A 26,609-nucleotide genomic window follows, 5' to 3' on the forward strand; every position below is an offset into this window, starting at 1 on the left:
CATTTTCATCGACCGTATCCTGGACAGCGATGCGCTTAGCCTGGCATCCTTAATTTGCACTGATAATTCACTATCGCAGTTGCAAAGAGATATAAATGCGCGGTTACTACATCAAGAATATCGGTCAGAATCGCGGCAGGCCTCGCATCTGGCTGCAAGGCTCTGAGGTGTCGCGAGCGGGATTACGCTCCGGTGATTCGTACTCGGTACACGTCACTGGCGGCAGCATTGTGCTGCGGGCGGACCCGAACGGTGACCGCGTTGTCAGCGCCAAGCCGGCTGGAAGCGCAGATACCCTGCCGATCATTGATATCAACAGCCAGGAGCTTTTGGCGTTATTTGATGGCATGGCCGCCATCAGAATGGTTCAGCGAGATGGCGAGATCTACCTATCTCCCATTCCGACGGAGCTGCGCAAGAAGGATCGGCTCCGCCGGCTCCGGGCCAAGCTTGAGTCTGGTCAGCCTCTCAAACTGGGTAGCATGTCGCATGGTGGCGGGATTCTCTCCCACGCTATCCATGAAGGGCTTGAAGAAAACGGAGTCGATTCCTCCCTGGCCTGGGCGAATGAAATTCGCCCCGAGCTCATTGAGCACGCCAGTCAGCGCAATCCCCTGTGGACCAGTGACACTATTCCGATCGCGGCCCCTATGCAGGAGTTCGCTTTCGACCAGCGCGCGATGACGCACTTGCCCCAGACCGATATCGCCGAAGCTGGCTGGCCCTGCTCAGGGGCGTCCAAGCCCGGCCGAGCCAAGCGAGGCACCTCGATGCCCGAGGAGCATCCCGAGGTCGGCCACCTGGTGGTCAGCGGATTGATGATCATCGGTCGTGCGAACCCCGCCATTTTCCTTCTCGAAAACGTGGTCCCTTATTCGAACTCGGCAAGTGCGGCGATTCTCCGGAGTCAATTGCGCGACTTGGGGTACGAGGTCCACGAAAAAGTCCTGCGCGGAAGTGATTTCAATGCTCTCGAAAATCGAGAGCGGTGGTGCCTTGTTGCGGTTACAGAAGGGTTGCATTTCAGTTGGGACATGCTCCAGATCCCGGAGAAGGTCGACCTGCGTCTGTCGGATGTCCTGGATGACATTCCGCTGGATGACCCCCTTTGGAGCGAGATGCGCGGTCTCAAGGCCAAGCAGGAGAGGGATCTAAAGGCAGGCAAGGGGTTCGTCATGCAGGTGTACGGCGAAGACTCTCAGCGCGTAGGCACCATGAGAAAAGGCTATGCACGCTGTGGGTCGACTGACCCGAAGTTGCGGCACCCTACGAACCCCGATTTGCTGCGGCCTTTCACGGTGGGGGAGCATGCTCGACTGAAGCAGGTTCCCGAAGAGCTGGTGGAAGGGCTGTCTCGCACCGTTGCACATGAGGTCCTGGGCCAAAGTGTCAACTATGAGCCCTTCCGCGCTGTGGGCGCCGCGGTCGCCCAATGTATTGAGGAGTTCGCGCAGTCTCTGGAGAACCGTCCGGCCAATCGCGACGAGCTTGCGCAGGCAGTGGCTTCGGAGTTGCTGGAGACTGCAGGCTTGGTACTCAGCGAGATCCGCAAGCCCGTGCGAGGAGTTCGCTACCAGGGGCCGATCACTGTCCTGGATCTGGGGGTGGCCATTCAGGACATCGGCAACAACGTCGGAATCATCTACCGAGTAGACCAACTCATCACGCCAGAGGGGCGCGTTCCGGCGCTGGGGGATGTTGTGGAGATCGTCCAGAAGCTGGGCAAGAGGATGGATGTGCGATGGTTCTCCAGCCAGGAAGTAACCCCTGCGCCCAGTGTCGATCTCCAGGCCCGACTCGGAGAGCTTGGATATCCGCCAATCCAGGCGCCGGCGCAGCGCATGGATGTGGAGGAGGACCATGTTCAGGCCGGCCATAGTTACAGCTTTGAGTGGTAGCTATGGCCGGCCATTTTCTCGGTGTACAGACCGCTAGAACTCTTCCACATGGCACTCGCCGAGGCGGCCAGCATTGTCGAGCCACGCTTAATCTCTTGCCTTGACGTGTTCTGATTAACAGAACTATAGTGGCGTGAAGAAAGTGGAGGAGTCCCGATCATGGCCGCCGAATCAATTCTGGATACCGATGGCAAATCGCTGTTGCTGGGAGCGATGTACTGCTGTGTTAGCCAGCGCAACGGCTACACCGATTTCGGACGACTTGTCCGCTATTGCGGCAAAGACGTTGCGTCTGGTCGTGATCTGTTTGCCGATGCCGATACGTGGGAAGAATGCTCGATCCACGGCGAAGGCCTGGCGCGTCAGCTTTGCCCGGCTGTCGATCCAACGACTCAGGGCTGGCCGAAGCTTGCCGCATGAAGGAGACCGACATGCTTCAACGCACCCTGGATCAAGTGATGCCTGCTCCGCGCTGGACATTTGCCTGCACTCGCTGCGCGTGGACAGGCGATACCCCGGACCTCGTTGGGTTTGGAAGCTACGCGGATTGTCCGGATTGCGGTCACTCCTGCACAACTGATGAACCCAGTTTCGAGCCGGCTGCCGGTCAGCTCGATGGCAACCAGTGACTGAGGAAGGCAATGAGCATTAGCAAGAGCGACCGTATCGCTGCGTTGGAAATTGCTTGCCGGGCCGAGCGGGATTCGGTCGAGCGCGCAGAGAAGTCTGGAAATTGTGTTGCTGCAGCGATCAACCGAAATCGTCTTGAGAAGGCCGAGAGTCGCCTTTCTGCTGCGGTTGATTGCCGCTCAAGCGATCATCAATGAGTGATAGGAAGCGCCCATGAGTAGGCACCCCCGAACGATTCCAGATCGCGCTGTTGCCGTCGCAATCATTGATGTACTGGCAGAGAGTATGGGGGCGTCCTTCAGTCCCTGCGCCTTCTACGATGACGACGCAGAGATGCTGGACGACATTGACCGTTTGCTTGTCGAGAGGACAGGCGTTTCCCTGGTCAAGGGCCAGGTCTATGCCTATGTGCATCGCAGACTTATGCGGGTTTGCAACCATCTGGAGAGTTGGGGCGTGCTGGCAGGGAAAGCCACGAGGAACCCTGACCACCAGTACATTGGAGAGCCGAGCGGCTGGAAAGACTTCTGGCTGGCCAACCCAAGCACCGCGAAGCGTCTTCGGCCTGACCTTTACCCAGAATACAAGAATGATTGCGCCAGCGGGCCAGAGTGGGAAATGGATTGGCTTCTGCGTCGCGCTTACCCGAAAAAAGACGCTGCGTAGTCCGCAGCCCAAAGTTCAGGAAAACGCCATGAGCAAATCGACCCCGATGACTCTGCCTGCCGATGTGCTGGCTGGTCTGTATGCCATTGGCACCGGCCAGGTGCTGCACGCTTTCATGGGGCTTTGCCCTGACCAAGTGGAAGGTGACGAGGTGCGTGATGACGAATGTCCGGCTTGCCGTCTGCTGATTGCTGCCGACCAGGCCCTGGCGGCTGCTGGTCTCGCTCTTCCGGCTTATGTGCCGGAGAGCAACTGAAGTAACGAGGAAACCGCGATGAATCAGTGGTTCTACAGCCATCTTCCGAAAGTTTGGGGCCGCTGGTGGGCTGCGCGACTTCTGGCCACCACTGCATGCTCGGAATGGCTGCATGTGGATAATCCAGATTTCACGCGCTGGCAGCGAGTGAAGCGCAACGCTCTCTGCCTGGGCTTATTTATCGCTCCGGGCAAGCTGCCTCTTTCCATCACTAAAAAGCCAAGCGCTCAATAGTTCAAGGAAGCCCACGCGCCATGCCTACCGTTCTGTGTACTGCAAGAACCAAGAGCGATGATTGCTTCGAGATCGTCTTTGATCCGCTGAGCAGGAGTCCTTTCACTCTGGACTGCGGTTGGACGCGGCAAGGCTCCAAGCAGTTCATAGAGCTGCCCCGCATGTACCGCACAGCGCGAGGTGCCCGACAAGCTGCTGCCCTGTTGGCAGGAGAGAGCCTGGATTGGAAAGACCCCGCTCCCGGTACACCGGCCAAGCCCGAATAACGAGAAAAACGCGTAGGAGCCCGCTCCATGATCGAGCCGACCCCCGCCCAGGTCGCCGCGCTGGCCCTGCCGGGTGATGACTGGCCGACCGGCACCGCCCGCGCTCGTCGCCTCCTGAATGCGGTGGCCGAGTGCTGGCCGTGCCCGATGTGCGCCCCTGGTGGGGTTTACGATTGGCCGGAGCAGGTGCGCGGCTGGGTAGACGATGGGCAAGAGGCTTGCGAGGCGTGCCGGTGCTACTTTTCGGCGGCCAGCCTGGGCGACCCTGACGACTACGCATAACGGGGGATTTCGTCAGATCTGCACCGACAGAACGGCCCGAGCGGGCAACCACAAACACGACTGCCGGCGACCATGAGCCGGGCGAAAGGTACACCAGGGCCAGGGGCTTTGGAGAACGAGGAAAACGAGCGATGAACATGCACGAAGTTCGTGATGCAGGGCAGGGGCTGGCTTACATCACCGATTGCACTCTGGCGACAGTAACTGACCTGGCCTCGCGTGCTCGCCCGCCGAAGCATGAACTCAAGCGTCAGATCGGTATTGCACAGCAGGCTATCGAATGGATGGACCGCTTCGGAGTGGACTACTCGAAGACTCGTGCTGCTGCGGTGAAGCGGATGGGCGGGAAGGTCGAAGACTGGGCCGCTCAGTTCAAGAAGAATGTCTGAGAAGAAGATCGCTGCACACCGCCGGCCCTTGATTGAGCCTTTGGCAGTACCACGGGGGAGGGGAAAATTCCGGCTGGAAGTGATCAGTCAGGGCGAGCTAGAAGCCGGGGAGGGTGTTGAACGGGTTGCGTTCGACATGAACGATGCCGTTGCGAGAGACGCTGTAGTTCGCAATGGCTCCGATCTCCTTGATCTCCTCCAGGGCGGCTTTCACCTTGGCCTTGAAGGAATCACGGTTCTTGTTGCTGGATCCACATAGCTGCTGGATTCGGTCGATGCTGATGTCTTCTGGGTTGGTGTGACTGCAGTACCATCCATGCAGCCAGAGCGCGATGGGTTTGCCCCGCAGAGCGTCACGCTGAGCCCAGTTGATCTGCGTCCATCCTAGGGAGTAGAGGGAAAGGAGCTGCTCATCCAGCTGGATGATGTAGTCCTGGGTGATCTCATCTTTCCAAGCTTTCAGCATGTTGGAGGAGTAGGTGTATCGGTCGTCGAACGTGATCGACACCGCTCCGGAGATCATGCGATTGATTGACTCGTTGAGCCAACGATAGTGATCACCACCGCGTGGGCGTCCCAGGTAGCTCAGCACTGCCCCGGCGTGGAAATAGAACTTCTCGCCTTTTGGGGTGTGCCGCGAGATGTGGATCAGTGTTTCCCAAACATCAAGGTCAGACTGATCGAGTTGCATCCCCGTGAACTTGATGGTCATTCCGTCGCCTTGCTCGACGACCTCTCCCTTCATATAGCGCCTGGTCTTTCCCTGAACCGCAGCGAACAGAGCTCCGCGGATGATCGCGTTTGGCACTCCTCGAACGGCATCGCTCCACTCGGGTAGCGTCGATGGGGCCAGGTCGGTGACCGGGGGGAGAAGGTCGCCTTGGGCGAACAGTTCAAGAGACAAGCCTGATTTCAGACTGGTGTTGCGGTCGGCGGCTTTGCGCTGTAGGGCGCGCACCTGCTCAACTGGATCTGTCATCGGCTTGCCCTTGTGATTTTCAGTCGTCCTCTGGGTGGTTAAAATGTAAACCAAAAATCTATCTTGGAAAAGTATATTTTTGAGATTACTATTTTGTACTAATCGTGATGCGCGGCGGATGTGGGAATGCGAGCTTCAACCTTTCTACAACTGATGGTTCTGGTCTCTCTGGGTGGTGTGAACTATCAGCTGTTCACGGCTGCAAGTAGCTTGCCGGCTCAGCTTGAGCAACTGGCAAAGGTCTCCGGAGGTGTTGAGCTGCCGGCGGATGTGCAGCGCAAGCTGGACGAGATCGAGCGACTTAGGGCGACCAACGCGGCTCTACAAGCGATCGTGGCCAATGTGAATTTCGGCACTGGGAAAGAAAGCGACCCTGCGCGGGTGGAGTCCTTCCTTCCGCCTCTGCCTACTCCTGAAGTGAGCAACTCTTTCACTCCTATGCCCGCGACGCTGCAAGCATTTTTCTCTGGCGAAAAGGCCAGTGCTGAGCCGGCCACGGCGCCTGTAGAAAACCGGCAGGAAGAGAAGAAGCAAGGTGATGCGGCTGGACGGATGCTGATCACCCCCATTCGCTTCCGGGAAAACGGTGCTCTGGTTTATCTGGCTTCCGACAGCATTGTCAGGGTGGTGGGGGTTAACGGCCAGGTGTATGGCGTCAACGGGCGTTACCTGGGCGAAAAGGATGGAATGGCGGAATTCGAAATGCTCGGCAGGCGGTTCACTCTGCCCCTGATCGTTGCTCAAAGTTCAAGTTAGTCGCGGAGAACACTGCATGAAAAACACTTTTACCCTGGCGCTTGCGCTTGCGTTGGCTGGTTGCGCTACGCCGCCGCCGCCGGCGGAGAATCTGAACAACGATCCCTCTGTTGGCCGGTTGGCCGCGGCTGCTGAGTTGGCTCAGCGCGACCTGGAGCGGCTTTCTCGTGCGGAGAACGCATTGGCCGAGCAGAAGCGTACGGCGCTCGATCGCCAGCGCGAAGCGACAGCTCGTGCAGCGGTGGTTCCTGGGTTTGATCGTGTGACACACGAGGTGTTTACCCTCCCTTATCCCAAGGCCATTGAACGCATAGCGGTGTTGGCCGGTTACAAGTTCGTGCCTGCAGTGACCCTCCCCAGTAACCCGGCCATGGTGAACATCGAAGGAAAAGGGCGGACGCTCAAAGAGGTCATGGGGCAAGTGATGGACCAGGTTCCATCTGATATGCGTGTTCATGTTTATGCGGCTACCAAGACAGTTGTCTTGGCTGCACGCCAGCCGTGAGAGAGGGGGCAAGATGAAGTGGTTAGCGATCCACCTCGCGGTTGTCATGACGTTGCTCGCAGGGCAAGTCCAGGCTGCAGATTCGGTCCCAAGCGAGGCTGTTTCTCCGGAGCAAGCGCTGCTGGACGTTCAGAAAAAAGCCCGAGAAGCGCCTGACCCATCCATGGACGAGGATGAGCGGCAAGAAATTGCCCGCTTGCAACTGATGACAGAAGCGGGGCGCAATTACGGCGTCCAGATGGGGCGGTATAACCGCTGGCTTGCGCAGGTTGAGTTCCTCAATCAGCAGTCCATGAAGCTCGACCAGGGTTTCCCGTTTGGCCGGCTTTATCTGCGGTCAGGAACCCTTCAGCCGCCTATCCTCGACTCAGCGGAAGACTACCGTGCAATTGAGGATGACGGCCGTCTTCGTCGCCTTGTGTCCAAGAACTACCGGACACTGGTTCAGGCTCGATTCCGTAACAGCCCGTTGTCCTGGCGTGACTTTCTCTTGCCTGACGATGCAGGCCGTCCGCCGCTCCCGCGCGAAACCCTGCTGCCTCGCAGCGCCAAAGAAACAGAGCTCTGGGAGAAAGCCATGCGCGAGGGCTGGAGCGAAGGCCGGGCTATGGCTATCGATGAGTTCGATCTGAGGCTAGAGGCCTTGCAGAGAGGCTTCCGAGGGATGGTTCTCTATCGTCTCCTTGCCCTGCACGGGATGATCGATCCACCGAAGGTGATTGAACGGCGGCCGGGTGATGTCGTTACGTCCGAATCTGGCGATGAGCTGTTGATCGGTGTGCGCGAGGAGTTGATCTCCCAGGATGCGTATTTCGTTTCTGAGCCAGGTCGCTGGAAGGCGCTCGACTACGGCTTTACTGCTCCAGGTGAAAAATGAACGAGACGACTGAGCCTGGCCTCAATTTCGATGAGAGGGAGCGTCGCCGGTTTTTCGAAGAGTTGGCGGACCGTGATCCCACGGCCGTGGAAGGGCTGAGCCATCTCATTGATGACGATATGCAGCGGCAGCAAGACCGCATGCGGCGTGCTCCTGACATGTTCGCACCGCCCGCTGGCGTCAAGGAGTACCTCCCGCCGGAGTCGTATCGCGTTAAGGATCAGCTCGATGAACTGTTGACCTACGCTGCGTCGGTGGAGGTGAACGACATCAAATTCGGCGATAGTGAGCCGATCACCGTGCGCGTTCACGGGCAGATCTTCCGATTGACGCACCGCACTCTGACGAACGACGAGCTGCGCAATCTGATGACGGCGCTCTACGACTCATCTTCGATTGTCACCTCCGTCCTTGGCGGCGAACGCATGGACTTCGCCTATACCTGCCGAAAAGGTGGGCGGATGGGCTCGCGTTGGCGGGTGTGCGTAAACCTCCGAGGGACTTACGACGGAATTGGGTTTCGTGTCGTTTGCCGGCAGATCACCATACTCCCTCCTACGATCCAACAGGTTTACATGCCGCCAGACATCGTGAATGCGGTTATGAAGCTCGATCGCGGGATCATGCTGGTTACCGGGCCAACGGGCTCTGGTAAGTCTACGACGCTAGCGGCTTTGCTACGGCATCGGATGGAGTCAATCGACCATAGCGACCACCTGATCACCATCGAAAGCCCTATTGAGTATCTCCATACGGAGTACGCGCGCCCGTATTCGGAGGTGACTCAGTGGGAAGTCCCTCGAATGCTTGAAAGCTTCGCCTATGCAGTGGAGACATCTCTACGTTGCGATCCTGATCTCGTCCTGGTTGGTGAGATGCGTGATCGTGCAACGATGAAGGCAGGCCTTGAGGTTTCCCTCACCGGTCACGGCTGCTTCTCCACCATGCACACCACATCAGCTGTTCAGACCGTTACTCGTTTTCTGCAGGCCTTCGATAAGGAAGAGGTTGGCGCAGTGCAATACGACCTGGTGGATAGCCTCCACATGATCGTCAGCCAACTCTTGCGAGTGGGGCCAGACGGGCGACGTGTCGCTTTGCGGGAGCGCCTCGAATTCGATGGACAAATCAAAGAGCAGCTTCGTTCGGCAAAGAATCTGACGCATGAGCTTCGCAAGGTCATGGAAGCGCATGGGCGTCTGATGGTCGACGAGGCTCGGGATTTGTTCAAGGAAGGCCGGCTCGGTAAGGCAGAGCTCGACCGCATTGAGTTCATGGATGCCAAAGAAAGGAGCGAAGTCCTATGAGTGACCTCCCGCCGGTTGCGGCCGATGCCTCCAGTTATGTGAGGGCATGCGGTGAGCCGGAAGCCTTCGGTTATCACCCTGGCTGGATTGCCCTAGTCCTGGTCGCTGTCTTTCTAAACCACTGGGCCATCCAGATCCTATGTGCGCTGGGCATCGGCTTCATCATCTACGCCAAACGACAAAACGCCACGCTTTTCGACATGGTGCGGCGAATTCGTCGATGGATATCCGGCAACGTCCGTAAGCCATTCAGGAGTTACTAATGAGCAGAAAAACTGTTTCAGCACTGATCGTTCTGGCGATCTTCCAGTCGCTGGCGATGTCGACCTGGGCGGGCGAGTTGGTAGTGCACGACGCTGTTGTCGTAACTGATGGCTCGACTCGGCTGGTGAACTGCCAGAACACCAAGGGACTCTTTGTGCTCAACCGGGCGCTGGCTCCTGCAGACGCATATGTCGTGAACGCCGACGTGAGAAATTCCTCGCTCAGCGATGCACTCGCCCGCATTCTCCCGGCTGGCTGGGCTGTTCGTTACTCGTCGCCGAACGTCGAGAACGAGCAAATCAACCTGGTCGTACAAACCTACTGGGCGGACGCACTCAAGATCCTGGCGAGTGATTACAATTTTTTCGTGATCGTGGATGGAGAGCGTGAGGAGGTCGTGATTGGGCGCCTCTGAGATTCCGACCTATCTGGGTGTCGAGTCGTCAGTTGAGCCCCCTCAGATCCATTTCGTGCGGCGCCCGCGGATGGATGCAGACGACGCGATCTGTATTTTGAGCCTGACCCCTGAGGCGCAGGCGCACTTCGCCTTTGTCACCCTCCTGGAGCGTGAGGGCTGCTTGCTATTCTGGAACGAGTTCGTCGCTGTTCAGTTGAAACTGACCCGGGGCATTTTCTTCAAGCTTCGTCGGCACCTGCTCTGGCGCAAGTATATGTTCGTAACGCCGGCTGGCGTGGTCCCTATGCTTGAAGATTTGGACGCAGCAGTGTTCGTCCCGCACGCAACTTTCGAGGCGCGGTACAGGCTGAGAATTATCGAAAGTGCGTCAGCATAACCAAGAATTCGTGTATGCTATTGGATAGATAAAAGCAGATACCTGTGGAGGAAACATGACTGCAACTCAGCCCTGGGCCGGCAGCCCCGCATCCTCTGCGCCTTGGCCGCCAGAGGATCGTGCGGTTACTGGTGGGGACGTGCAGGAGTTCCTGAATCGTTACCACCTCGACATCAACCTGATGGAGGCGGTGTTCGCGATTCCTTCTCGCCGGTCTTGGTACGACATGACGACCAAGCAGGCCGATGTGCCCGTGAACATTCCGAAGGCGGTCCTGGTTCGATTCTTTTCGGCTTACCCGCAGATGCTCCCGTTCTACACCACCGAGACGGCTGAAGAGCTCCGTGAGCGTTTGAATTTGTCGCCGGCAGCGTTTGGTCTGCTGGTAGGCCGCCAGGAAATCAGTGTTCGCCAATGGAGTGCTGAACGTGAGCCGCACAAGGTGGTGGTGCATCTTCTCTGGCTGATCCGCAAGTCGTTGAACATCATCGATAATGCGGAGCCTGTGCTGAATGGCGAGGAGATGCTTGCTGACCTCGTACGCTTTAGTTTCCTTGAGTGGACGCTGCGCGGCGAGACCCCCTCCCAGCGCCGCACGGACACAGCATCCACGAACGCGATGCTCTTCTCGGAAGTTCTGAGCCTGGTCCCCCAGAACAGCCTGGCGCGGGCCACGAAAGGCTTCGATCTGAGCGGCGTCATGAAGGCATTGCCGCCGAGTCCGGAGTCGAAAAGCGAAGGTCAGGGTGACCTTGCTGTTTCGCCTGAAGAGCGCCACCGTGCGACCAGTAGTGTCCGGGCGCGCCGTAAAGCGAATGCATCGCTGGAACAAATGGGCGGTACGTTCAAGATTTGATGGAGAAGGGAATGCGCCCTGACTATGGCTCTCTTGGGCTTGGAACCCGAGAAGGTAATCTCCGGTTCACGGAGGAGATAACGGCCTGGCTCAACCAGATCGGTGAGCGCATCTTGGCTCAAGGTTTCGCATCGAGCATCGAAGTCAAAGTGAAGCACCCCCCATTGAGCTCGCGCTCAGTGGGGACCTTTGCGCTTTACCTGGTTTCATCTGCAAACCCGGATTTCGGGGCGACTTTGGTCGTGACCCATCGGGATCAGCGGAACCCTTTCAAGGGCGGTCGTGCAGATGGAGTTTCTGTCCATGCGCAGGCTCGCCTCCTGAAGGATGGCCGGTGGTTGAGCGAGAACTTCAAGACAGGGGCAATCCCCTTGGTCACGATTGATGATTTCGCGGTTTTGGATCTTCTCAAGCGAGTCCTGACTCGTCCGGACAAGCATTTCTCATGAAGCGGGCTCCCAGTCCTGGACCAGGGCTGGTGTACCCAGCATCCCTTCGCGAGCCTCTCCTGGAGGTTCTGAGCGACCTCCTGATATCTTGCTGGCCATCCCCGGATCACCCGATAGAGCGCTTTGCTGATGGGCTGGCCAATGTGGTCGATCTCCTTTTGCGCGGCGTCACGCAGGTCCAACTTCTGGACGCCCCCTTCGGACTCATCGAGAACCTGGTAAAGCGCGCAAAGCGCGCAAGCGATCGTGTAACTGCCGGATCACGCCGCCGGCCGGAAGCTGGGTATAGCTTCCGGCTTGCTGTCGAAGGGATGCGCGTTGGTGCGGTGTTGCTGGTCGACGTAACGGGTGTTCGGGAAGGTGATCAACCTCTGATCTTCTTGCGCATCGCCGCGCTTTTCTCGGTGGATGAGTTCGATGGTGAGCGTCGCGAGATCCTCAAAGGCGAGTACCAAGCAAAGGGACTGAGCGATGCGCTTGCGGAGGCTCTGACGCCGAAGGCGCCAGTGGCTGAGCAGACCCTCGACTACGATCTTGAGTTCAACCCAGGTGCACCGACGCCGCGATAGTCTGGATTACCGAGGAGGCTGCACGACGTGTCATCTGCAAAAATTCCAATCGACCAGCTTCGTTGGGCTATCGCTGATGCTCTTCATGCCGTCAGCGCGAATGACCTCCCCCAGGTCTGCGTTCGGCTCGGTTTGGAATCGGGTGATGTAAACGAGTCGTTCAGGAGCAAGCGGAAGTACGTTTATAACCGGATCAGCAACAGTGACTTTCCTTCTCTCCTGACGCTCGCACAGTCTGTGATTGACGAGATCAGCGCTGAAACTCTGGCAGATCTTCTGGCAGATATCACGGTTCATGCAGAGCATCGAGTGACCGATTTCACTCGGCGATCGCTGTTGGGGGCCCTAGATGGTCTTGAGCCTCTGTTCGGAGGCCTCCCGGCGATGGATGGGCTTGCCATTCTGGCCCCGAATTGGGAACAGGCAGGGCCATCTGGTGTTCTCTTCAAGACGCTGCGCGATGATGTAGCTCAGCATTACCTGCGGAACCCTGACTATTCGAATTCGGAAGTCTTGGAACACTGTGGCGCTCTGACCTGTTCTCAAGGCCGCTTTTTCGCGCTGCTTGAGCAGTTACTTCACCCTATATGTCGGACGGGGCAGGCCCAGGCCCATCTGGCTGAAATGCTGAATGCGTTGCTCCTGGCTGATGGGTTTATGGTCGTCCCGGCTGAAGAAGTATCCAGGCATCCCCTTTATCGAGTCAGACGCGCCATGGCAGGAGTCTCTGGCACGCCGAAAAATCTCATCTTCGCGGCAATTAACGCTAAGCCAGACCTCTATCTTCTTGATGCGATCAACAACGATATCGGCATCCGGAATGCCTCTGATGCGTTGATTTACGATCGCCTGATTCCTGAAGCTGGGTTGACCTGGATGGCGATGGCGAATTGGTGGAGAGATTCGAACAACCAATTGGATCTGGTCGAAGCCAAGCGACAGCTGTACCGACGTCTTGCCGAGTCGGTAAGGGGAGCAAAGTCACCAGGTGAATACGCTCTGTTCACCACCTATTACACGGAGCTTGTCCCGCTGCTGGGTGAGCGGCTGCCTGCCCTAATCCCTCAAGTATATCTCCACTACGACCCCAAGACGGCCTCGCAGCGTGGCAGCAACCCGGTTCTTGCCCGGCAACGTATGGACTTGCTGCTGCTCTTGGATCGGGGCGCGCGCATAGTGATCGAGGTGGACGGCATGCACCATTTTGCGGATGGGAGATCAGCGTCGCCGGCGAAGTATGCAGAGATGGCGGCAGAAGATCGTAGGCTCCGCCTGCATGGGTATGAGGTGTATCGCTTTGGTGCGGCAGAGTTCGGTGATACCGAGATGGTGGATGGGAGGTTTAAAGTGGGTGAGCGATCGGCCAGGACCGCTCTTGAGTTTTTTCAAGCGCTGCTGCCAAAGCACGGCGTTCAGTTCTGAGTCGCGGTGTCGGGGTCAGCGCTCTATCCCCGTAGCGTACTGCCCAAATGGATTGTCACCGATGTTCCCGTCTCGCAGGTCTACGTTGCCTGGGCTTGCCGGTAGATGCTGGGTTAGGTCAACCGTCTGCATGGCGAGGTTGGCCATCGTCAAGCGTGCACCAGGTAGATCTTCGCGGCCGAGCTCGGCAAACGTTGCGCCGGTGTCCACTGCATAGATGTTGGCCAGGCGCCTCAGTCCTTCCCACTGGGGGGTATGTCCCACAAAAAGCCGGCCGATCCCTATCACCCCCGAGGTGTCCCCCGAGTTCAGTCTGGTGCGCCCCCAGAGTGCAGACTCGATGACCCTTTCATCGCCCGCGGCCAGCTTCTGCAGGAAGGTGCTCCATTCCATGCCGATCGGAACTTCAGCGTGGACGAGCCCTACCGTGCCGCGCGGAGTGTCGATCTCTATGACAAGGGGAAGATCCCGGACGGCGGACAGGATTGCCTCGCGCGTATCGGTTGGGGTATCCAGCCACCAGGAGAAACCATTCCGTTTCGCCGCCCACTGGAGGACTTCGACAGGCGGTTCACCTTCCGAATAGAGCTGCAGCAGCATGTCCTCGTGATTGCCCCTGACGGCATGGACGTAGGGTTGCTTCAGAAACCGAGCGGTGCGGTGTGAGCCTGGGCCTCGATCAATGAGATCGCCTACTGCGAACAGTCGATCGCACGCCGGGTCGAATTTCGCAGCCTTCATTCCCTGGATGACCAGATCGTAGGCGCCATGGATATCACCAACAACGAAGTCACGCCCGGCCAGATTGCGGTCGAACTTTTTCGTTATGAGGGGGGATGATCGCGTAGGTCTGTTCATGTTGCCCTCTGCTTCTGGCTGGGATGGCCATGTAGGTGGCCGCTCTGGTGTTGGTCCCTGACGAGTTGGGTGGCCTCGGGATATCCGCCTGGTTGTCTCGGGTGTTGGCTGTGGTTGCCTTGGTGTATTGGCTGAGATGGGCCCAGCCGTGATCTGGGGTGGTCATCACGCTTCGCGTGGAAGTTATTATTTTTATTGTATTTTTTGTTTGTGGTTGTCTGCCCGAGCTGCGCTCGGGCCCATGTGACGCGAAGCGGGGTTTACCCCAGCCTACGCCGGGATGGTCTTCTCCTGTTTCTTCCAGGTATTCCTGGCCACTTGATAGAGGTGGGCCGGCTGAAGAGATGGGGGTATCTCATCGCTTTCTATGATGTCGAGCTTGAACTTGGTCGCCATGAGCCGCCAATGGAAGGCGGGCATGACCAGGAACTGGTTCGACCAGCCTGTGCTGACCAGCTGCTCCCGACGGGTAGGGGAGTCGAGCATCATGCAAGCCTTGGAGCCGGTCTCGTTCAGCGGGATGATCACGCCGCGGGCCCGGTTTTCGGACTGGGACTTCAGGAAACGGTACAGATCGCTCTTGCTGTAGCGTTCGTTGTAGAGGGTGTCGAGTACATATGGGGTGGTCACGGCGGGCCTCATAGCTTCGATGCGACACGCGTCACGTCGACGTGTCGGTCATGGTCTTGTTTGTGGTCGTATATGCGCAGGGTTTGCTCTGATTTCTGCCCTACGGTCGTCAGGATGGTCTTGGTCGGTACGTTCTGGTCGATCAGCGCAGTAATGAAGGTGTGCCGGAACCAGTGATTGCTGGCCCGGAGTAGCAGGCGCGAGGCTCGTTGCGCATCGGCCGGCAGAAGGGCGGCGGCGCGCGCGGCGATATCCTTGACGACGTTGAGGACCATCCGGCTGCTGATGCCGGGTTTGCCTTGTCTCCAGACCCGGGGCGGGCACAGCGGGGTGTCTTCGTCTGCCTCAGGAATCGCGGGTAACTCGTGATCGATGCGCCACGGCATGAGTACGTCGGTGATGTAGTCGTTTGGCAGCGGCACGGTGCGGATCCTGCCGCCTTTGCCGCGTAGCCTTATCCACCAGCCGGAGCGATCCTCGTAGATCTGGGACTGCTTCGCATGGACGATCTCGCTCACCCGGGCGCCGGTGACTGTCAGGGTGCGAATGATCAGGATGTACTGGGCACGCTGCTGCTCTTCAGCAGGTGTTTCCGCCGGCATCAGAGTGAGAGCCTCCCGAATTGCGGTGGCCATGCGGTCGTCGAACCACTTTTCTGTGGGATCGACTGTAGATGCGGCAAAAGGGGCAACCCCGTCTTCGAGCGACTCCTTGGGCTTGGCAGCGTTGGCCATCGGGTCGCTGGTGATGTGCCCAGAGCGAAGCCAGACGCCATAGAGGGCCCCTATTGCGCTGAAGGCATGTTGAACGGAGTTGAAAGACAGCGCGGAAACGAACGGGCGCCAGTTTGGTGAGTCGCGGCGGTACTTCTTGCCGGAACACCAGCGCTCGTAAGGCTGGGGATCCTGCAGAAACCTTTGATAGTCGTTCAGATCCTCGTAGGTCAACTCGGAGATCATGCGACCCTTATCTGTTGCCCAAAGCCATAGCCTGGCCACTTCGACCTTATAGCGGCGCAGCGTATGCGGAGACTTCGACCATTTCGAGAAAAACGCTTTTAATGCGGCGTACTCGCTTGCGGTGCGTGCGTTGACCTCGGGGAGAGCCTCGATAGGTAGAGCATCCTCGCCCGCAAGGAGCTCGTCGACTATCACGTCGACGGGGTTGTTCTGCATGCTTATCCACAACTCCTGTGGAAAACTCTGTGGGTTGTGCCTCCAGGAACAATGGTCGTGTGGCCTGGTTGCGCATGGTTAAAAAGTGTACAGCAATCACATCTGGTGGCCGGGGGTGTCGTCCTGCTGGGGGAGTTCAAACTCGACAACCTCATCCCCGACCTCTGCAGCCCGGCGAGCGGCAGGCCCAGCCAGGTGGATCACCTTCTTTTCGGTCTGCAGGCGCGAACTCAGATCAGTGATCAGCGATTGCTGCTGCTGAACAGTGGCCTCCAGGGCCTTGTTCTGACGCTGCACGGCCAGCAACTCGAAGGAGGTGTCCTTGGCCAGCGCGGTAAGGCGCTGACGCTCTTCGGCACCGGCTTTCAAGGATGCCTCCAGGCCTTGCTTGATGCTGAGCAGTCGCTCAGTGCGATTTTCCAGCATACCAAGGTGGCGCTCAAGCTGGCGGTTGGTGGTGGCCAGCTGCTCCAGCTGGGTGCCTTGGCGGCTGATTTCTTGCGACTGATCCTGGATCTTCTGGCGATCCAGGGATTGGCTTTCCTGCCAGTTCTGGATGGTCGTATCCAGCTCGCGCTGAATGGCTTCGATTTGGCCGATGTGGTTCCGAATGTTCTCTTGCAGTTCAGCGACCTGGGTCTGGCTCAGGCCGTTCTGCTTTCCCAATTCGGCGACCTGCTCCAGAAGTTGCTCTTTATCCTGGCTCAGGCTGCTGATGGTTTCAGCTTGGCGCGTGATGTCAGCCATTGCGCTTTCGAGTTTGGTCTGGATGGCAGCGGCATTCTGCTCGCTTGACTGAAGCGCCGAGCGCGCGTCCTCCAGCTGTTGCTGCAGGAGGGTGATGGCCTCCTCGCGCTGAGACAGCAGTTGCTCGATCCCTGCGCGTTGCTCTGCTGCCGCATCCAGTTGCTGCTGCAGCGCCTTGGCGAGTTCCTTGCCATCGGCGTTCTCTTGGTTGGCGGTCGTCAGCAGTTCTTCGACTTGGCTCAGGCTTCCTTTGAGTTGGTCGACAGTCTCTTGGGTAGTGCGGAGCTCGCGGGTCAGACGCAGGTTGTCGGCCATGTAACCGCTCACTTGCTGCGCGAACATCTCGCGGATCTGGTCGATCTCGGGGGTGCTGGCGGCTGCCTCCTGGGTAGCAGCTGCAGCCTGTGCTTGATGATGATCCTGCAGGGCCGACTGTGCCTGATTCAGCTGCCGCTGCAGTTCGGCAATAGTGGTTTCCTGCTGCTGTATGGTTTGGAGCAGGGCCTGGTCAGGCCCGCTTTGAGGGGTTTCCTCCGTCAGCGCCACGGGCAGGACAGCGGCGTCTTGGCGCGCGAATTCGAGCTGCCGCAGGGTTTGCTGGTTGGCGGCCTGCAGGTCGGCGAGTTGTCGGGTCAGCGTGCTGACCTGATCGCGTAGGGCTTGGGTGCTTGAGACCGCCTGTGCTGCGCTGGAGACCTTGCTGCGCAAATCGGCGTTCGCATTGGCGAGAGCCTGGTTGGCTTCGAGTTGGGCTTTGAGCTTGGTGCGATAGCCGCTGATGAGGCCTTTGCGATCCAAAAGGCTCAGCAGGCCGGTGCTGCGATCTTCCGCCAGCACCTGCTGTGCAGTCTGAACAATCCGGGCCAGGTCGTTACGGTTCTGTGCCTGCTCTCTGATGGCGATGCCCATCTCCTTCCGCAGGTTCACCAGTCGATACAGATGGCTTCGCAGCAGGTTGATGTCAGCGCTGCTTTCGGCGTCAGCGACGAGGCGACGCACATCATTGTCATTCAGACTGAATTTGGATTGCATAACAAGCTCCAGAAACTTGGCTTATTTCAATGCAGTCATGGTAGCCAACTCAGTGCCTTATAGGAAGGGCGTTGCAGTCTTTAAATGCGCGCTCGGCGTTGCGCGGCAATTTGGTAACGTGTACGCTAAAGAAAAACATTAGTAGGCATTATGATGGGTCGTAGAATGGCGAAGCAGGGTGGTTTCACAATCGTCGAACTGCTGATCGCTGTGGTGATCCTCGGGGTCATCGCAACGGCTCTGGCTGCGCTCTTTCCGATGATGGGTGCGCTGGGTCAGATGGAGTATCGCGAGCGGCAGAAGAGCACCAATGCGTCCATCGCCGCGGCGATGGAAGGGTGGGCTGCTTCTGAGAGTGCGTTAGGGGATTTACCTGCGCCGTATACCGGCGGCGGGCTGACTAGCGCGCCGTTGAACCCAGCAAGCGCGACTGCGGCAGATGTAGCCTTGATGGACCTGATCCGCCGTGGTCGGGTAGATCCTGCCAGCTTCGTTGATGATGCCTCGGTACTGCGCAATGTGCGGGTTTATCAGCGGGTCACGGGGCTAACTGAAACAGTCCCGCTTTTTCGCTCAACTGGGCCCGCCGCCACACTGACTTATCAGCTGGGGGTCATCTACACGACTGCATGCGCTCGCACCGGCAGTACCTGCAACCCCAATGCCTCGCTGGGCATTCCAGGCCAGAGCCCTGTTCTCACCGCGGCGAACCGGCAGACATGGGATGTGGTGGATCCTGACCTCGGAGCAGTCTTTGTTTCCAATCTCGGGCTGCAGCGCAGCCGTCTGGATATGACCGCAGAGCGGATGCGGAAAATTTCGAATGAGTTGGTGCGCTACTTCAACCTGATGAGGATCAGCGCGGCCCCTACGGCAACAACCAATTTCTATCCCACTGCGACCGCAGTAAACCTCGCTGGCGGTAATCCCGCGACGAACATGGGCTGCCGTGATGGTTGGTACAACCTCGACGCGGCCAACGTTGATGTGCTGAGCAAGCTTGCGCTTCCGCAGGCCCAGTACGGGGTCACCCCATGGGGTGGCCGGATCCAATACTGCAGAGATTATGACCCGCTCGGCACGAACGGTGCCAACGTGGAGCCGCACTACGGCGCGCTCCGAATCAATGGGTCGGTGAGTCTTGGCGCTGCGCCGACAGGGGTGGCTGCCAATGATCTGATCATCACGTTCTAGTGATGGCACGTTTCAACTACAACGAGGTAATTCCCATGATTCAGAAGCATCGCCGTCGTAACCAGAAGGGTTTCACTCTGGTGGAAGTGCTCATCACCATCATCCTGATCGGTGTGATTGCAGCCATCGTCTATCCGCTGATCAACAACTTCGTTTCCTCGAAGGCAAACGCCCAGGAAATGATGTCCGTCGCGCAGAACATCGTGCGTTCGGCGTCCATGATGAACCAGACGATGCGCGCTCCCACCGCTGTCACCTCCAACCCGCTGACCGCCGCCGGCAACAACCTGCTGGATGCTGTAATCATGGGTGACAAGGTGTCCGGCATCATCTCGGCGACCTACGCACCGCGCTACGCCACTTCCGGCATTCGCCCCATGTCCGATGCGGTGACGACCGTCACCCAACCTTCCGCAGGTACGCCTGGTGTCTACCAGGTGGGCGATAGCGTGATCAGCCTGACCAACATCAGCAGCCGTCAGATGGGGGTTCAGTTCACCAACGTACCCACGGAGCTGGTTCAGGAGATCTTCCTGAGTCGCGAGGGCGGGACTTTCAACGGCGCTACTGCCCGCACCACTGGCGTGGTTCGTTACGCCGCGGTTTCCGGCGGTACGCACTCGACTGTAACCCTGGTGTACGACCTGTAAGGGCCTCTCGATGTTGGTTCTGGTGATCGTTTTCCTGTTTGCTGCCCTGGGCGCCGGCATGGCTGGCGTGGCTTTCATGCTCCAGGAAAGCCTGTACGAGCACCGGGCCCGTGTTGACGCCTATTACGTGGGAGTTGCCTCTGAGTCCCTCCGGATGCGCATGGCGCGCACCGGCGGGCTCGGTACGGTAACCATGGCCAATCTGGCCTCTACTGATGAAGGTTTCAAACTCAAAGGGGCGAATGCTGATCGGGTCTATCTGGCCTCTGCACCGAACGTATCGGATGGGGTCTGGCGCTTCGATCGCGCCCTTGTCTATGCACTGGATGACCTTGGCGATCGTTCCTGGGATCCCTTGGCCGTCAGCAGCAATTCATGTTCTGCGACGGCTGGCTTCGCCACCGCTCCCTCTTGGTGCGGCCCGGCCAGCGGCGTGGTTTTCGATCTGATCGAAACGCGGGAGACCTATCTGTCACTGCTGACAGACGAGGCGATGCGCATGCAGATCACGCTGCAGAAGCTCGCTCGCGGCTACTCCGTTGTTGAGCAGGACACTTTCCCGAGAGGGCCGATTGCTATTGGCAACGCAAACACCATCTGTGCCGCCGGCGGCGGCACCTGTGTAAATACCGCTTGCTCGTCACCGGTGGTCTTTCAACAGACCCCGCTTGACTGCTCGGACCAATTTTCCCGCTGGGGCGGGGCCGTGGTTTTCAACCTGGTCTCGGCCAAGCATGTGGCACTCGTTTCTAACGCGACTACGGTACGGCGCGCTGCCGGAACGTCGCGGCAAATCGCACGCGAATTGAGGGTTCCTTGATGACGGAAGGGCATAACGAAGAACTCGCTCGCGGGTTCCTCACTAACTGGGGGTGGGGCGGCGATGCGCCGGAGCCGGTCCGCCAGTTCGCGTTGAGGGTCGCGAAGGTCAACCCTAAGGGCGATGTTCGTGTTGGGGATATCGTCGTTGCTCTCGGCTATCTCACGAAAGAGCAGGTGGAGAATCCGAAGGACACTCCCCAGGCTCGTGAGCCGTTTTTCCAGTTCCTGGCACGGGTTTACCCTCAGGTACGCAAGCACGAAGCTGAGGTCATGGCGATCAAGGATCGTCTGCCTTACTACGCCAAGTTGCCTGAATCTCTTGCGGTTCACCCGTTGGTGGCTTCCGAGCCGATTCGCAATGAGTGCGAAACGATCGCCGGTCTGCTTGTCAGCATGCCAACCGGCGACAACTGCCTAGTCTTCTCCAGCTACGAAGAAATGCTGCGCTTCCGCCAGCGCGGTGCTTCAGAAGCGGCTGCCAGCGCTCTGGCCAAAGGCCTGCGCACCGAGGCGCGTGCGTTGCGCTTTGGCTTCGCTCCTCGCGTGGAGGTTGCAACGCCCCTTCGCGCCGCACGGAAGGATAACGGGGGGAGTGAGGGCGGCCACAACGTCGGCCGGCTCTTTTATGCAGACCGGACGCGCGGGCCCGAGCGCAACATCGCCATCGACATGCTGGAGACCGGGGTGGCTCGGAAAGCCACCGACCTTTCGCTACGTGTTCTCGAAACAGGTGAGGGCGAGATCTATTACCGCGAAAATGGCGTGCGCCTGCATAGCTACCGTATCAGCCTGCAGGAACGTATCGAGGTCACGAATTTCTTGCTGCAAACTACCGGCGCGAACGCTTCTGGCACCCGGTTGATGAAGCCTGCTACCGGTCGCCTCTTCTACCGCGGCCAGACCAACACCTATGAGATGCGTTGCTCGTTCATCCCAGGTGACATGCGCAGCGCGTTTAACGATGACGATCAGATGGTATCGATCTCTGCTCGTTACCTGGAGCAGGAGGATGGTGATGGGTTCGTCGATATCGACAAGCTCAGCTTCGTACCTAAGGTCAAAGAGCATCTGATCTCGGCCCTCAATGTGAAGCGCGGCATCATCCTCCTGGTCGGTCCTACCAACTCGGGTAAGTCGACCACTCTTGCCGCATTCCTGGGCCAGCACTACCTCATCTTCGGGGACACGGTTAAACGGCTATCGCTCGAAGACCCCAAGGAGCGCAGTCTGATTGGGGTGGAGCAGTTCAGTCTCCCCAGTGCAGATGTGTATGAGCCCTACTTGGAAGGGTTCTTGCGGCACGACCCTGATGTGATCCTTCTCTCCGAAATCCGATCTCGGGCAAGTGCTGAAGTCGCGACCCGGGCGGCGCTGACCGGCCACCTCGTGTTGTCGACGTTCCACGCCTCTGAGCCCGTGGAAGGGTACACCTCACTCGCGCACCTGCTGAGCGAGGAGCGTCAGCATGACCTGCTGCAGGCCTTGGTGATGATCATCACCCAGCGGCTTGTTCCCAAACTCTGTCCCGTTTGTTCCGTCCAGCGTGCGCCGGAGCCATCCGAGTGGGCGAAGTTCCGTTACAGCATGGCGCTGCGCGGGATGGATGTGGATCAGATGTCGATCGACAAGTCCAAGATCCGTTTCCCGGTGACCTCGCGCGAAAAGCCTGACCACAAATGTGACCGCTGTGCGGGCACTGGCTACATCGGCGTCTATCCGGTGCACGGCATTCTCGACTTCACCAAGGACGTTAAAGCGCTACTGCGTGCAGGTGAGTTCGATAAGGCTGCTGAAAAGCAGGCGTTCACCCTGGAGGGGCAGGCGATCGATGCGCTGCACGAAGGGTTGATTGACTTGACGGGAGTGAGCACCTGATGAGCGGGAAGGTAAAGATGCTCTCTCTGAGAGAGCAGATCATGTTCACGCGTAACCTCGGGGCACTGCTGAGTGCAGGAATCGACCTGGATGCGGCGCTGCGCCGACTGTCCAGTTTGCTGCCAAAGCAGAGCGAGAAGCTTGCCGATATGGCGGATCAGGTCGCCTCCGGGCGATACCTGTCGCAAACCTGTGCTGGGTTGCTGCCTGAGGAAATTATCGCGGCCATCGTCGTTGGTGAGCAGTCGGGCAAGATGGCGCCGGTCATGTTCGAGATCCGCGACACGCTGATCATGAAGGAACGCATGCGCAAGACTGCGAAGTCCCTGCTCAAGCCGGCGATGATGTTCTTGGCTGGGATCATCATCTTCATTGGTTTCGTCGTGGCGGTGATCCCAACCCTTGCAGAGACTTCTTCGAAACTGCAGCCGCGAGGCCGGCCGATCGAGCGTGGAGCTCTGATGGAGTTCATGGTCGCCCTATCGGATCTGTTCCGGACTAGCGGGCCGTACATGCTGGCTCTGCTGATCGTGTTGGTGGGTGCGGTGATCTTCTACGCGCGGACTCCCCAGGGCCGGATGGGCGTCTATTCGGTGGTGCTCCGTATTCCGTTTCTCGGGGATGCCATCAAGAACATCTCCTTCGCGCTGTGGGCTCGCTACCTGGCGCTCATGTGGCGTGCGGGATTCGACGACATGCCGAAAGCGATCGGCATCACAGTGAAGTCCGTGCCGGAAGTATTTCGCGAGGGCATCGAGCGCTACCAAGCCGACCTCAACCTCGGCAAAGGCTTGGGCGCTGCCTGCGACCCTTCGAGGCTCGACCCCAGCGACCCGCGCTGCCAATGGCCGATCTTCCTGCAGGTAGCGCTGCAGATTTCCGAGCAGACGATGGAGACGGATGATCAGCTGACGACGGCCAGCAATTACTTGCTGGAGGATGCGGAGGCTACCGTCAACGCAATGGTCGAGTTTTCCAAGATGGCGGTGTTGGTCCTAGTGGCATCTTCCGCAGCCCTCCCTATCGTGGCCTACCTGTTTGAGGTGGTCACCATGGTTGGGAACACGCTATCGAGCAGTATGAGATAAGGAGGGCGCATGCGCGTCGTTTCTGAAGCACGAGCACTTCTCACGGAGGACTATCGTCCTGGTGAGGCCATCTATCTGGCCGGGGAGGCGGCCTATGTAACCCTGGACGCTGCTTCGCCGGTCTTTGCCGACATGCAGATCCAGCCGCCCCGGCCGGCCAGCTTCAAGATGCTGGGCGATGGGGGCAGCCTGCACGTTGGAGTTCCCAACTCCATCATGGCCGAGGTCACGGCTCAGCCCCGGGTCAAGTTTTACCTGCTGGCTGACGCTTACCTCCACTACATGCGCAAGCTCCGCGGAGACTTCCTTTTCGTAGGGGGAGCGTCCAGCGACACGGATACGAACCTTGAGTTCTTCATGGTCAACGATGGTCGGGTCACCCAGGTGGTGGACAAGCGCCTTCCCGCCATGAGTTCGAGCGATTTCCCGTCGCAGTTCCTGCTAGCCCTCAACGATGTCTTGAACCGCAGCGGTATCACGGATGATCTGCCGGTATATTGGGCTTATCCGTTAGAGCTCCCAGACCGGCTGATGGATGCGTACAAGATCATCCCGGTGCCTGTGGAGAAGCTGAATCTCAAGCGTCTTCGGCTGCGCGCCTTGCGCGCGGGCGGGGCAAGTGAAAGCCCCTTGCGCTCCTTGGCGGGCCCGCTGGCAGGGCTGTTGGTGGGTGGTCTGGTCGCGGCTGCGCTGGTTGGCTTCCAATGGATCCGCTACACGGATCTGCAGCAAGACTTTGACAAGGAAGTGCAGGGGGTGAGTGGTGTGTATGAGCAGGGCTCTTCGATGCTCAACACGCTTTCCAGCCAGCAGCGCATGCTCGACATGGCGCCGGCCCAGGGTGACCTGATCAAGCGTTGGACGACCTTGGCGTCCAGCTCGGTGAAAAGCGACGCCGAGGTCCGGCGCATCGCTGTTTTTGGAGAAGGCTCCAAGGGGAATGGTCTGGGTGGCCGTACCACTGATTTTGAGATGGACCTGGCTGTGCCGGTGGACAAATCCGTGCCCGATCGTGTGTTTGCCAAGCAGTTGCTGACCAGGCTCGTTGAGGCCTCCGGTTACGAGATGTGGTTGAGGCCTGGCGAAATTCGGACTTCGGATGGGGTGCGAATCGTAGAGATCGAGGGGGTGTGGAATGTCCAATGAGCGCGTCGTAGCCGTTGTCTCAGGCATCGTGGTTGCGGTGGCCATTGCCGCCGGCGGCTGGAAGGTTTCAACGGGCATTGGTGAGGCAGTCGGTGCCCAGGCCAAGGCACTGGACAACCTGCGCACCTGGAAGGCTGCTTATCAGGCGCTGCTACCTGTTCAGGCGCGCTGGAAAGAGTCGTTCCAAGTCGCTGCCGAGCACGGCCGCCAGGATCTGGTCGGAATCGGCCAGTCGCTTCGGTTGAGCAACAGCGGGTTGAAGTTCGACATCAACACGCTTCGCAGTGATCGCGTAGAGGCGGTTGTCTTCGAAGGTGCCCCGGTGGGCCTGCTACGGACATGCGTCGCCGGCGGCGATCAGTCTGGACTGCAGGTCAGTGCTGAGACCATGCGGGGAATGATCAAAGGCATCACCAGCATGGTGCGGCATGACATCGAGCTCAACCGGCTGGATATCTCCTCCAAAGATGGGAAGCCAGTGGCGACCCTCGGCGGTCTTTGCGTGCTTGCACGAAAGGAGGCTTGACCATGGGCGCTAAAATGGCAACGACCGGCAACAGAATCTCGTCCAACCAGGTGGTACTCCTGAATGGAGCCATCATGGCTGCAGCATTGTTGCTCGCCGTGTATGGGGCTCCTTCCCTGGCAAGCAAGTTCTCCCAGCTGCCGATCAAGGGCTACGTCAACGAAATCGCGCCCAGCGTTTCAGTCCCGGATAACCCGCAGGCGCTCCCGGGCGCGATGGCTTCCCCAGCCCAGTCGACGGATCCCGCAGAGCCCGACCTGGCACTGCTGGACGAAATCTTCGTGCCGGCAGCTCCGGTGGTCGATGACGGAGCAATCAAGGCGGTGGAGGCTGAGCAGCAGCTGCGTAACCAGCTCGCATCAGTTCAACTGACCGGGCTTGCGACTGGCGGCGCCTTCATCAATGGCCGCTTTGTTCAGTCCGGCCAACCCATTGGCATGATCGTCTCCAGTCCGGAAGGTCAGCCGCTGGAGGTGTTCGTTCAGCTGCGCAACAACGGAGCCCTGCTTGTGGCAGGGGAGTATTCGCACCTTCTTGAGTTGAAGCAATGAGCTTCAACTGGGCTCTCCTCGGGCTGCTCAACCCGTTTGAGGAGGGGAGCAAGAAGCAGCGTATTGTGCTGATCGTCGCTCTTGTTGGGGTTCTGGGGGGCGGCTGCTGGTGGCTTGCCGATACCGGATTTGGCAAGGCCTCTGGCCTTGCCGAGACGAAGTACCGCATTGAGATGATGGGGAATGCGTTGTTCTGGGAATACCGGGCAAACATGGGCAAGACTGTGGCCGGGGAAGTAGGCCAGACGTTCCGCGGGTACATCGACAAGGGGCAGAAGTCGTACCTGCTGGTGTATCTGTACGACGGGCAGGGTCGCCGGCGGCAGGTTGTCACCCTGGCGAACGTGAACAATGAAACTGTCGAGTTGACGGCGTTTGCTGATCGTTACCGAGGTCGGCAGCTCCGGTTCGATCTGTTCATTCTCCCGACGGAGAGATACCCGCGGGCGCTGATATGGGACATTGAGGTCCCGCTGAACCTAAGCGTCATCGAGGAGGGTGGTGGCCCTGACATCAACCCGCCGACCAACGTTGTCGACCGGATCTTCGCCAATTACTACTGGCGGCTCGTGCAGAAGGGGCATTAAGTGCTTCTTTTCGTGCTCGGCCTATTCCTGATCGGTGGTGGAGCCCAGATGGCTGATGCTGCCAGGTGCACCGCCACGGGCCCGGACACCGATGCAGCTCGCTCGGCATTCTATCTGGGCCTGCTGATACTGCTCGGTGGATTCGGCGTCCTGCTGTATCTATTAGGCAAGGCGATGATGGGCCTGGGTGTCCCTTAGCTGTCGCCGCTCAGTTGCTCGCGAAACCATTAGACGCGGCTGGCTCCTACCCTTATAGTTCTGTTTATCAGTACCGAAGGAGAAGGCTGCCTTGGAATTCCCGGTAAACAAACATGGCGTGCCGCAGTACC

Annotated in this window: 34 protein-coding genes; 29 read left to right on the top strand and 5 right to left on the bottom strand. The window is 58.8% G+C overall.

Annotation, left to right across the window (positions count from 1 at the left end):
* Positions 1–95: 95 nt before the first annotated feature.
* The 8 genes from ACUTAF_RS25235 to ACUTAF_RS25270 all read left to right on the top strand — a co-directional run bounded on the left by ACUTAF_RS25235 (position 96) and on the right by ACUTAF_RS25270 (position 4,621).
* Entirely contained in the window at positions 96–1,898 is a 1,803-nt protein-coding gene (locus ACUTAF_RS25235) for a DNA cytosine methyltransferase (RefSeq protein WP_311188793.1), read from the top strand.
* Positions 1,899–2,057: 159 nt separating this feature from the next.
* Entirely contained in the window at positions 2,058–2,318 is a 261-nt protein-coding gene (locus tag ACUTAF_RS25240) for a hypothetical protein (protein WP_311188792.1), read from the top strand.
* A gap of 221 nt (positions 2,319–2,539) precedes the next feature.
* Positions 2,540–2,725 carry a hypothetical protein gene (locus ACUTAF_RS25245; RefSeq protein WP_311188791.1) on the top strand — a complete coding sequence of 62 codons (186 nt, stop codon included), beginning with the start codon at positions 2,540–2,542 and terminating at the stop codon, positions 2,723–2,725.
* Positions 2,726–2,741: 16 nt separating this feature from the next.
* Complete coding sequence (locus ACUTAF_RS25250) at positions 2,742–3,194, top strand: hypothetical protein (protein ID WP_311188790.1); 453 nt, start codon at positions 2,742–2,744, stop codon at positions 3,192–3,194.
* Positions 3,195–3,222: 28 nt separating this feature from the next.
* Entirely contained in the window at positions 3,223–3,450 is a 228-nt protein-coding gene (locus ACUTAF_RS25255; RefSeq protein ID WP_034023570.1) for a hypothetical protein, read from the top strand.
* A gap of 18 nt (positions 3,451–3,468) precedes the next feature.
* On the top strand, positions 3,469–3,684 hold the full coding sequence (locus ACUTAF_RS25260) for a hypothetical protein (protein ID WP_139274875.1): 216 nt from the start codon (positions 3,469–3,471) through the stop codon (positions 3,682–3,684).
* A gap of 293 nt (positions 3,685–3,977) precedes the next feature.
* The gene (locus ACUTAF_RS25265; RefSeq protein ID WP_311188786.1) at positions 3,978–4,232 is read left to right on the top strand and encodes a hypothetical protein; all 255 of its coding nucleotides are present in this window, start codon (positions 3,978–3,980) and stop codon (positions 4,230–4,232) included.
* Between the two features lie 131 nt (positions 4,233–4,363).
* Positions 4,364–4,621, top strand: a complete 258-nt coding sequence (locus ACUTAF_RS25270) for a hypothetical protein (RefSeq protein ID WP_034023579.1) — start codon at positions 4,364–4,366, stop codon at positions 4,619–4,621.
* Between the two features lie 97 nt (positions 4,622–4,718).
* Here ACUTAF_RS25270 and trfA read toward each other — a convergent pair whose 3' ends face one another.
* On the bottom strand, positions 4,719–5,600 hold the full coding sequence (trfA, locus tag ACUTAF_RS25275) for a plasmid replication initiator TrfA (protein WP_073666294.1): 882 nt from the start codon (positions 5,598–5,600) through the stop codon (positions 4,719–4,721).
* 126 nt (positions 5,601–5,726) lie between these two features.
* On the opposite strand from trfA, the gene ACUTAF_RS25280 reads away from it, so the two are divergent.
* The 11 genes from ACUTAF_RS25280 to ACUTAF_RS25330 all read left to right on the top strand — a co-directional run bounded on the left by ACUTAF_RS25280 (position 5,727) and on the right by ACUTAF_RS25330 (position 13,399).
* A complete protein-coding gene (locus ACUTAF_RS25280; protein ID WP_088192410.1) occupies positions 5,727–6,356 on the top strand; it encodes a hypothetical protein in 630 nt (209 codons plus the stop codon).
* Between the two features lie 16 nt (positions 6,357–6,372).
* Positions 6,373–6,861: a hypothetical protein gene (locus ACUTAF_RS25285; protein WP_311188782.1), complete on the top strand. Its 489-nt coding sequence runs from the start codon at positions 6,373–6,375 to the stop codon at positions 6,859–6,861.
* Positions 6,862–6,874: 13 nt separating this feature from the next.
* Positions 6,875–7,738: a type IV secretory system conjugative DNA transfer family protein gene (locus tag ACUTAF_RS25290; RefSeq protein ID WP_311188780.1), complete on the top strand. Its 864-nt coding sequence runs from the start codon at positions 6,875–6,877 to the stop codon at positions 7,736–7,738.
* Positions 7,735–9,045 carry a type IV pilus twitching motility protein PilT gene (locus tag ACUTAF_RS25295; RefSeq protein ID WP_088192411.1) on the top strand — a complete coding sequence of 437 codons (1,311 nt, stop codon included), beginning with the start codon at positions 7,735–7,737 and terminating at the stop codon, positions 9,043–9,045. Before ACUTAF_RS25290 ends, ACUTAF_RS25295 begins: the two co-directional genes overlap by 4 nt.
* Positions 9,042–9,308, top strand: coding sequence for a hypothetical protein (locus ACUTAF_RS25300; RefSeq protein WP_034023588.1), 267 nt, complete (start codon positions 9,042–9,044; stop codon positions 9,306–9,308). The genes ACUTAF_RS25295 and ACUTAF_RS25300 overlap by 4 nt, the downstream gene beginning before the upstream one ends.
* On the top strand, positions 9,308–9,724 hold the full coding sequence (locus ACUTAF_RS25305; protein ID WP_034023590.1) for a hypothetical protein: 417 nt from the start codon (positions 9,308–9,310) through the stop codon (positions 9,722–9,724). Before ACUTAF_RS25300 ends, ACUTAF_RS25305 begins: the two co-directional genes overlap by 1 nt.
* Positions 9,711–10,103 carry a hypothetical protein gene (locus ACUTAF_RS25310; RefSeq protein WP_034023592.1) on the top strand — a complete coding sequence of 131 codons (393 nt, stop codon included), beginning with the start codon at positions 9,711–9,713 and terminating at the stop codon, positions 10,101–10,103. Before ACUTAF_RS25305 ends, ACUTAF_RS25310 begins: the two co-directional genes overlap by 14 nt.
* 139 nt (positions 10,104–10,242) lie before the next feature.
* On the top strand, positions 10,243–10,959 hold the full coding sequence (locus ACUTAF_RS25315) for a helix-turn-helix domain-containing protein (protein ID WP_034023594.1): 717 nt from the start codon (positions 10,243–10,245) through the stop codon (positions 10,957–10,959).
* An 11-nt stretch (positions 10,960–10,970) separates the two neighbouring features.
* On the top strand, positions 10,971–11,408 hold the full coding sequence (locus ACUTAF_RS25320; protein WP_140422143.1) for a hypothetical protein: 438 nt from the start codon (positions 10,971–10,973) through the stop codon (positions 11,406–11,408).
* A 29-nt stretch (positions 11,409–11,437) separates the two neighbouring features.
* Positions 11,438–11,977 (top strand): hypothetical protein, encoded by a 540-nt coding sequence (locus tag ACUTAF_RS25325; protein ID WP_034023597.1) that lies wholly within the window; start codon positions 11,438–11,440, stop codon positions 11,975–11,977.
* Between the two features lie 27 nt (positions 11,978–12,004).
* Complete coding sequence (locus tag ACUTAF_RS25330; protein ID WP_088192415.1) at positions 12,005–13,399, top strand: AbiJ-related protein; 1,395 nt, start codon at positions 12,005–12,007, stop codon at positions 13,397–13,399.
* A 15-nt stretch (positions 13,400–13,414) separates the two neighbouring features.
* Here ACUTAF_RS25330 and ACUTAF_RS25335 read toward each other — a convergent pair whose 3' ends face one another.
* The 4 genes from ACUTAF_RS25335 to ACUTAF_RS25350 form a co-directional block, all read right to left on the bottom strand.
* Positions 13,415–14,257 (bottom strand): metallophosphoesterase, encoded by an 843-nt coding sequence (locus ACUTAF_RS25335; RefSeq protein ID WP_088192416.1) that lies wholly within the window; start codon positions 14,255–14,257, stop codon positions 13,415–13,417.
* Positions 14,258–14,527: 270 nt separating this feature from the next.
* The gene (locus tag ACUTAF_RS25340; protein WP_311188772.1) at positions 14,528–14,887 is read right to left on the bottom strand and encodes a hypothetical protein; all 360 of its coding nucleotides are present in this window, start codon (positions 14,885–14,887) and stop codon (positions 14,528–14,530) included.
* Positions 14,888–14,895: 8 nt separating this feature from the next.
* Positions 14,896–16,062: a tyrosine-type recombinase/integrase gene (locus ACUTAF_RS25345; RefSeq protein ID WP_311188770.1), complete on the bottom strand. Its 1,167-nt coding sequence runs from the start codon at positions 16,060–16,062 to the stop codon at positions 14,896–14,898.
* 96 nt (positions 16,063–16,158) lie between these two features.
* Positions 16,159–17,841 (bottom strand): hypothetical protein, encoded by a 1,683-nt coding sequence (locus ACUTAF_RS25350; RefSeq protein WP_311188768.1) that lies wholly within the window; start codon positions 17,839–17,841, stop codon positions 16,159–16,161.
* 165 nt (positions 17,842–18,006) lie between these two features.
* Here ACUTAF_RS25350 and ACUTAF_RS25355 point away from each other — a divergent pair, with 165 nt between their 5' ends.
* Genes ACUTAF_RS25355 through ACUTAF_RS25400 form a run of 10 tightly spaced genes read left to right on the top strand, consistent with a single transcriptional unit; the run spans position 18,007 to position 26,478 of the window.
* On the top strand, positions 18,007–19,035 hold the full coding sequence (locus tag ACUTAF_RS25355) for a PulJ/GspJ family protein (RefSeq protein WP_445582613.1): 1,029 nt from the start codon (positions 18,007–18,009) through the stop codon (positions 19,033–19,035).
* 35 nt (positions 19,036–19,070) lie between these two features.
* Complete coding sequence (locus ACUTAF_RS25360; protein WP_088192535.1) at positions 19,071–19,685, top strand: type II secretion system protein; 615 nt, start codon at positions 19,071–19,073, stop codon at positions 19,683–19,685.
* Positions 19,686–19,695: 10 nt separating this feature from the next.
* On the top strand, positions 19,696–20,505 hold the full coding sequence (locus ACUTAF_RS25365; RefSeq protein WP_088192421.1) for a hypothetical protein: 810 nt from the start codon (positions 19,696–19,698) through the stop codon (positions 20,503–20,505).
* The gene (locus tag ACUTAF_RS25370) at positions 20,505–22,382 is read left to right on the top strand and encodes an ATPase, T2SS/T4P/T4SS family (RefSeq protein WP_088192422.1); all 1,878 of its coding nucleotides are present in this window, start codon (positions 20,505–20,507) and stop codon (positions 22,380–22,382) included. The genes ACUTAF_RS25365 and ACUTAF_RS25370 overlap by 1 nt, the downstream gene beginning before the upstream one ends.
* Positions 22,383–22,423: 41 nt before the next feature.
* Positions 22,424–23,470 (top strand): type II secretion system F family protein, encoded by a 1,047-nt coding sequence (locus ACUTAF_RS25375; RefSeq protein ID WP_172424807.1) that lies wholly within the window; start codon positions 22,424–22,426, stop codon positions 23,468–23,470.
* 9 nt (positions 23,471–23,479) lie between these two features.
* Positions 23,480–24,616 (top strand): hypothetical protein, encoded by a 1,137-nt coding sequence (locus ACUTAF_RS25380; RefSeq protein WP_088192424.1) that lies wholly within the window; start codon positions 23,480–23,482, stop codon positions 24,614–24,616.
* A complete protein-coding gene (locus ACUTAF_RS25385) occupies positions 24,606–25,142 on the top strand; it encodes a hypothetical protein (protein WP_034023617.1) in 537 nt (178 codons plus the stop codon). The genes ACUTAF_RS25380 and ACUTAF_RS25385 overlap by 11 nt, the downstream gene beginning before the upstream one ends.
* A gap of 2 nt (positions 25,143–25,144) precedes the next feature.
* Positions 25,145–25,693: a hypothetical protein gene (locus tag ACUTAF_RS25390; protein WP_088192425.1), complete on the top strand. Its 549-nt coding sequence runs from the start codon at positions 25,145–25,147 to the stop codon at positions 25,691–25,693.
* Positions 25,690–26,280, top strand: coding sequence for a hypothetical protein (locus ACUTAF_RS25395; RefSeq protein WP_088192426.1), 591 nt, complete (start codon positions 25,690–25,692; stop codon positions 26,278–26,280). Before ACUTAF_RS25390 ends, ACUTAF_RS25395 begins: the two co-directional genes overlap by 4 nt.
* Positions 26,281–26,478 carry a hypothetical protein gene (locus ACUTAF_RS25400; protein ID WP_445582614.1) on the top strand — a complete coding sequence of 66 codons (198 nt, stop codon included), beginning with the start codon at positions 26,281–26,283 and terminating at the stop codon, positions 26,476–26,478.
* Positions 26,479–26,609: the final 131 nt, after the last annotated feature.

The sequence above is a fragment of the Pseudomonas sp. SP16.1 genome (assembly GCF_052682975.1).

Bases quoted from the DNA above. Each gene is read 5' to 3' on its own strand.
- ACUTAF_RS25235 (WP_311188793.1), top strand. From the start codon at position 96: ATGCGCGGTTACTACATCAAGAATATCGGTCAGAATCGCGGCAGGCCT.
- ACUTAF_RS25240 (WP_311188792.1), top strand. From the start codon at position 2,058: ATGGCCGCCGAATCAATTCTGGATACCGATGGCAAATCGCTGTTGCTG.
- ACUTAF_RS25245 (WP_311188791.1), top strand. From the start codon at position 2,540: ATGAGCATTAGCAAGAGCGACCGTATCGCTGCGTTGGAAATTGCTTGC.
- ACUTAF_RS25250 (WP_311188790.1), top strand. From the start codon at position 2,742: ATGAGTAGGCACCCCCGAACGATTCCAGATCGCGCTGTTGCCGTCGCA.
- ACUTAF_RS25255 (WP_034023570.1), top strand. From the start codon at position 3,223: ATGAGCAAATCGACCCCGATGACTCTGCCTGCCGATGTGCTGGCTGGT.
- ACUTAF_RS25260 (WP_139274875.1), top strand. From the start codon at position 3,469: ATGAATCAGTGGTTCTACAGCCATCTTCCGAAAGTTTGGGGCCGCTGG.
- ACUTAF_RS25265 (WP_311188786.1), top strand. From the start codon at position 3,978: ATGATCGAGCCGACCCCCGCCCAGGTCGCCGCGCTGGCCCTGCCGGGT.
- ACUTAF_RS25270 (WP_034023579.1), top strand. From the start codon at position 4,364: ATGAACATGCACGAAGTTCGTGATGCAGGGCAGGGGCTGGCTTACATC.
- trfA (WP_073666294.1), bottom strand. From the start codon at position 5,600: ATGACAGATCCAGTTGAGCAGGTGCGCGCCCTACAGCGCAAAGCCGCC.
- ACUTAF_RS25280 (WP_088192410.1), top strand. From the start codon at position 5,727: ATGCGAGCTTCAACCTTTCTACAACTGATGGTTCTGGTCTCTCTGGGT.
- ACUTAF_RS25285 (WP_311188782.1), top strand. From the start codon at position 6,373: ATGAAAAACACTTTTACCCTGGCGCTTGCGCTTGCGTTGGCTGGTTGC.
- ACUTAF_RS25290 (WP_311188780.1), top strand. From the start codon at position 6,875: ATGAAGTGGTTAGCGATCCACCTCGCGGTTGTCATGACGTTGCTCGCA.
- ACUTAF_RS25295 (WP_088192411.1), top strand. From the start codon at position 7,735: ATGAACGAGACGACTGAGCCTGGCCTCAATTTCGATGAGAGGGAGCGT.
- ACUTAF_RS25300 (WP_034023588.1), top strand. From the start codon at position 9,042: ATGAGTGACCTCCCGCCGGTTGCGGCCGATGCCTCCAGTTATGTGAGG.
- ACUTAF_RS25305 (WP_034023590.1), top strand. From the start codon at position 9,308: ATGAGCAGAAAAACTGTTTCAGCACTGATCGTTCTGGCGATCTTCCAG.
- ACUTAF_RS25320 (WP_140422143.1), top strand. From the start codon at position 10,971: ATGCGCCCTGACTATGGCTCTCTTGGGCTTGGAACCCGAGAAGGTAAT.
- ACUTAF_RS25335 (WP_088192416.1), bottom strand. From the start codon at position 14,257: ATGAACAGACCTACGCGATCATCCCCCCTCATAACGAAAAAGTTCGAC.
- ACUTAF_RS25345 (WP_311188770.1), bottom strand. From the start codon at position 16,062: ATGCAGAACAACCCCGTCGACGTGATAGTCGACGAGCTCCTTGCGGGC.
- ACUTAF_RS25350 (WP_311188768.1), bottom strand. From the start codon at position 17,841: ATGCAATCCAAATTCAGTCTGAATGACAATGATGTGCGTCGCCTCGTC.
- ACUTAF_RS25355 (WP_445582613.1), top strand. From the start codon at position 18,007: ATGGCGAAGCAGGGTGGTTTCACAATCGTCGAACTGCTGATCGCTGTG.
- ACUTAF_RS25360 (WP_088192535.1), top strand. From the start codon at position 19,071: ATGATTCAGAAGCATCGCCGTCGTAACCAGAAGGGTTTCACTCTGGTG.
- ACUTAF_RS25365 (WP_088192421.1), top strand. From the start codon at position 19,696: ATGTTGGTTCTGGTGATCGTTTTCCTGTTTGCTGCCCTGGGCGCCGGC.
- ACUTAF_RS25370 (WP_088192422.1), top strand. From the start codon at position 20,505: ATGACGGAAGGGCATAACGAAGAACTCGCTCGCGGGTTCCTCACTAAC.
- ACUTAF_RS25375 (WP_172424807.1), top strand. From the start codon at position 22,424: ATGTTCACGCGTAACCTCGGGGCACTGCTGAGTGCAGGAATCGACCTG.
- ACUTAF_RS25380 (WP_088192424.1), top strand. From the start codon at position 23,480: ATGCGCGTCGTTTCTGAAGCACGAGCACTTCTCACGGAGGACTATCGT.
- ACUTAF_RS25385 (WP_034023617.1), top strand. From the start codon at position 24,606: ATGTCCAATGAGCGCGTCGTAGCCGTTGTCTCAGGCATCGTGGTTGCG.
- ACUTAF_RS25390 (WP_088192425.1), top strand. From the start codon at position 25,145: ATGGGCGCTAAAATGGCAACGACCGGCAACAGAATCTCGTCCAACCAG.
- ACUTAF_RS25395 (WP_088192426.1), top strand. From the start codon at position 25,690: ATGAGCTTCAACTGGGCTCTCCTCGGGCTGCTCAACCCGTTTGAGGAG.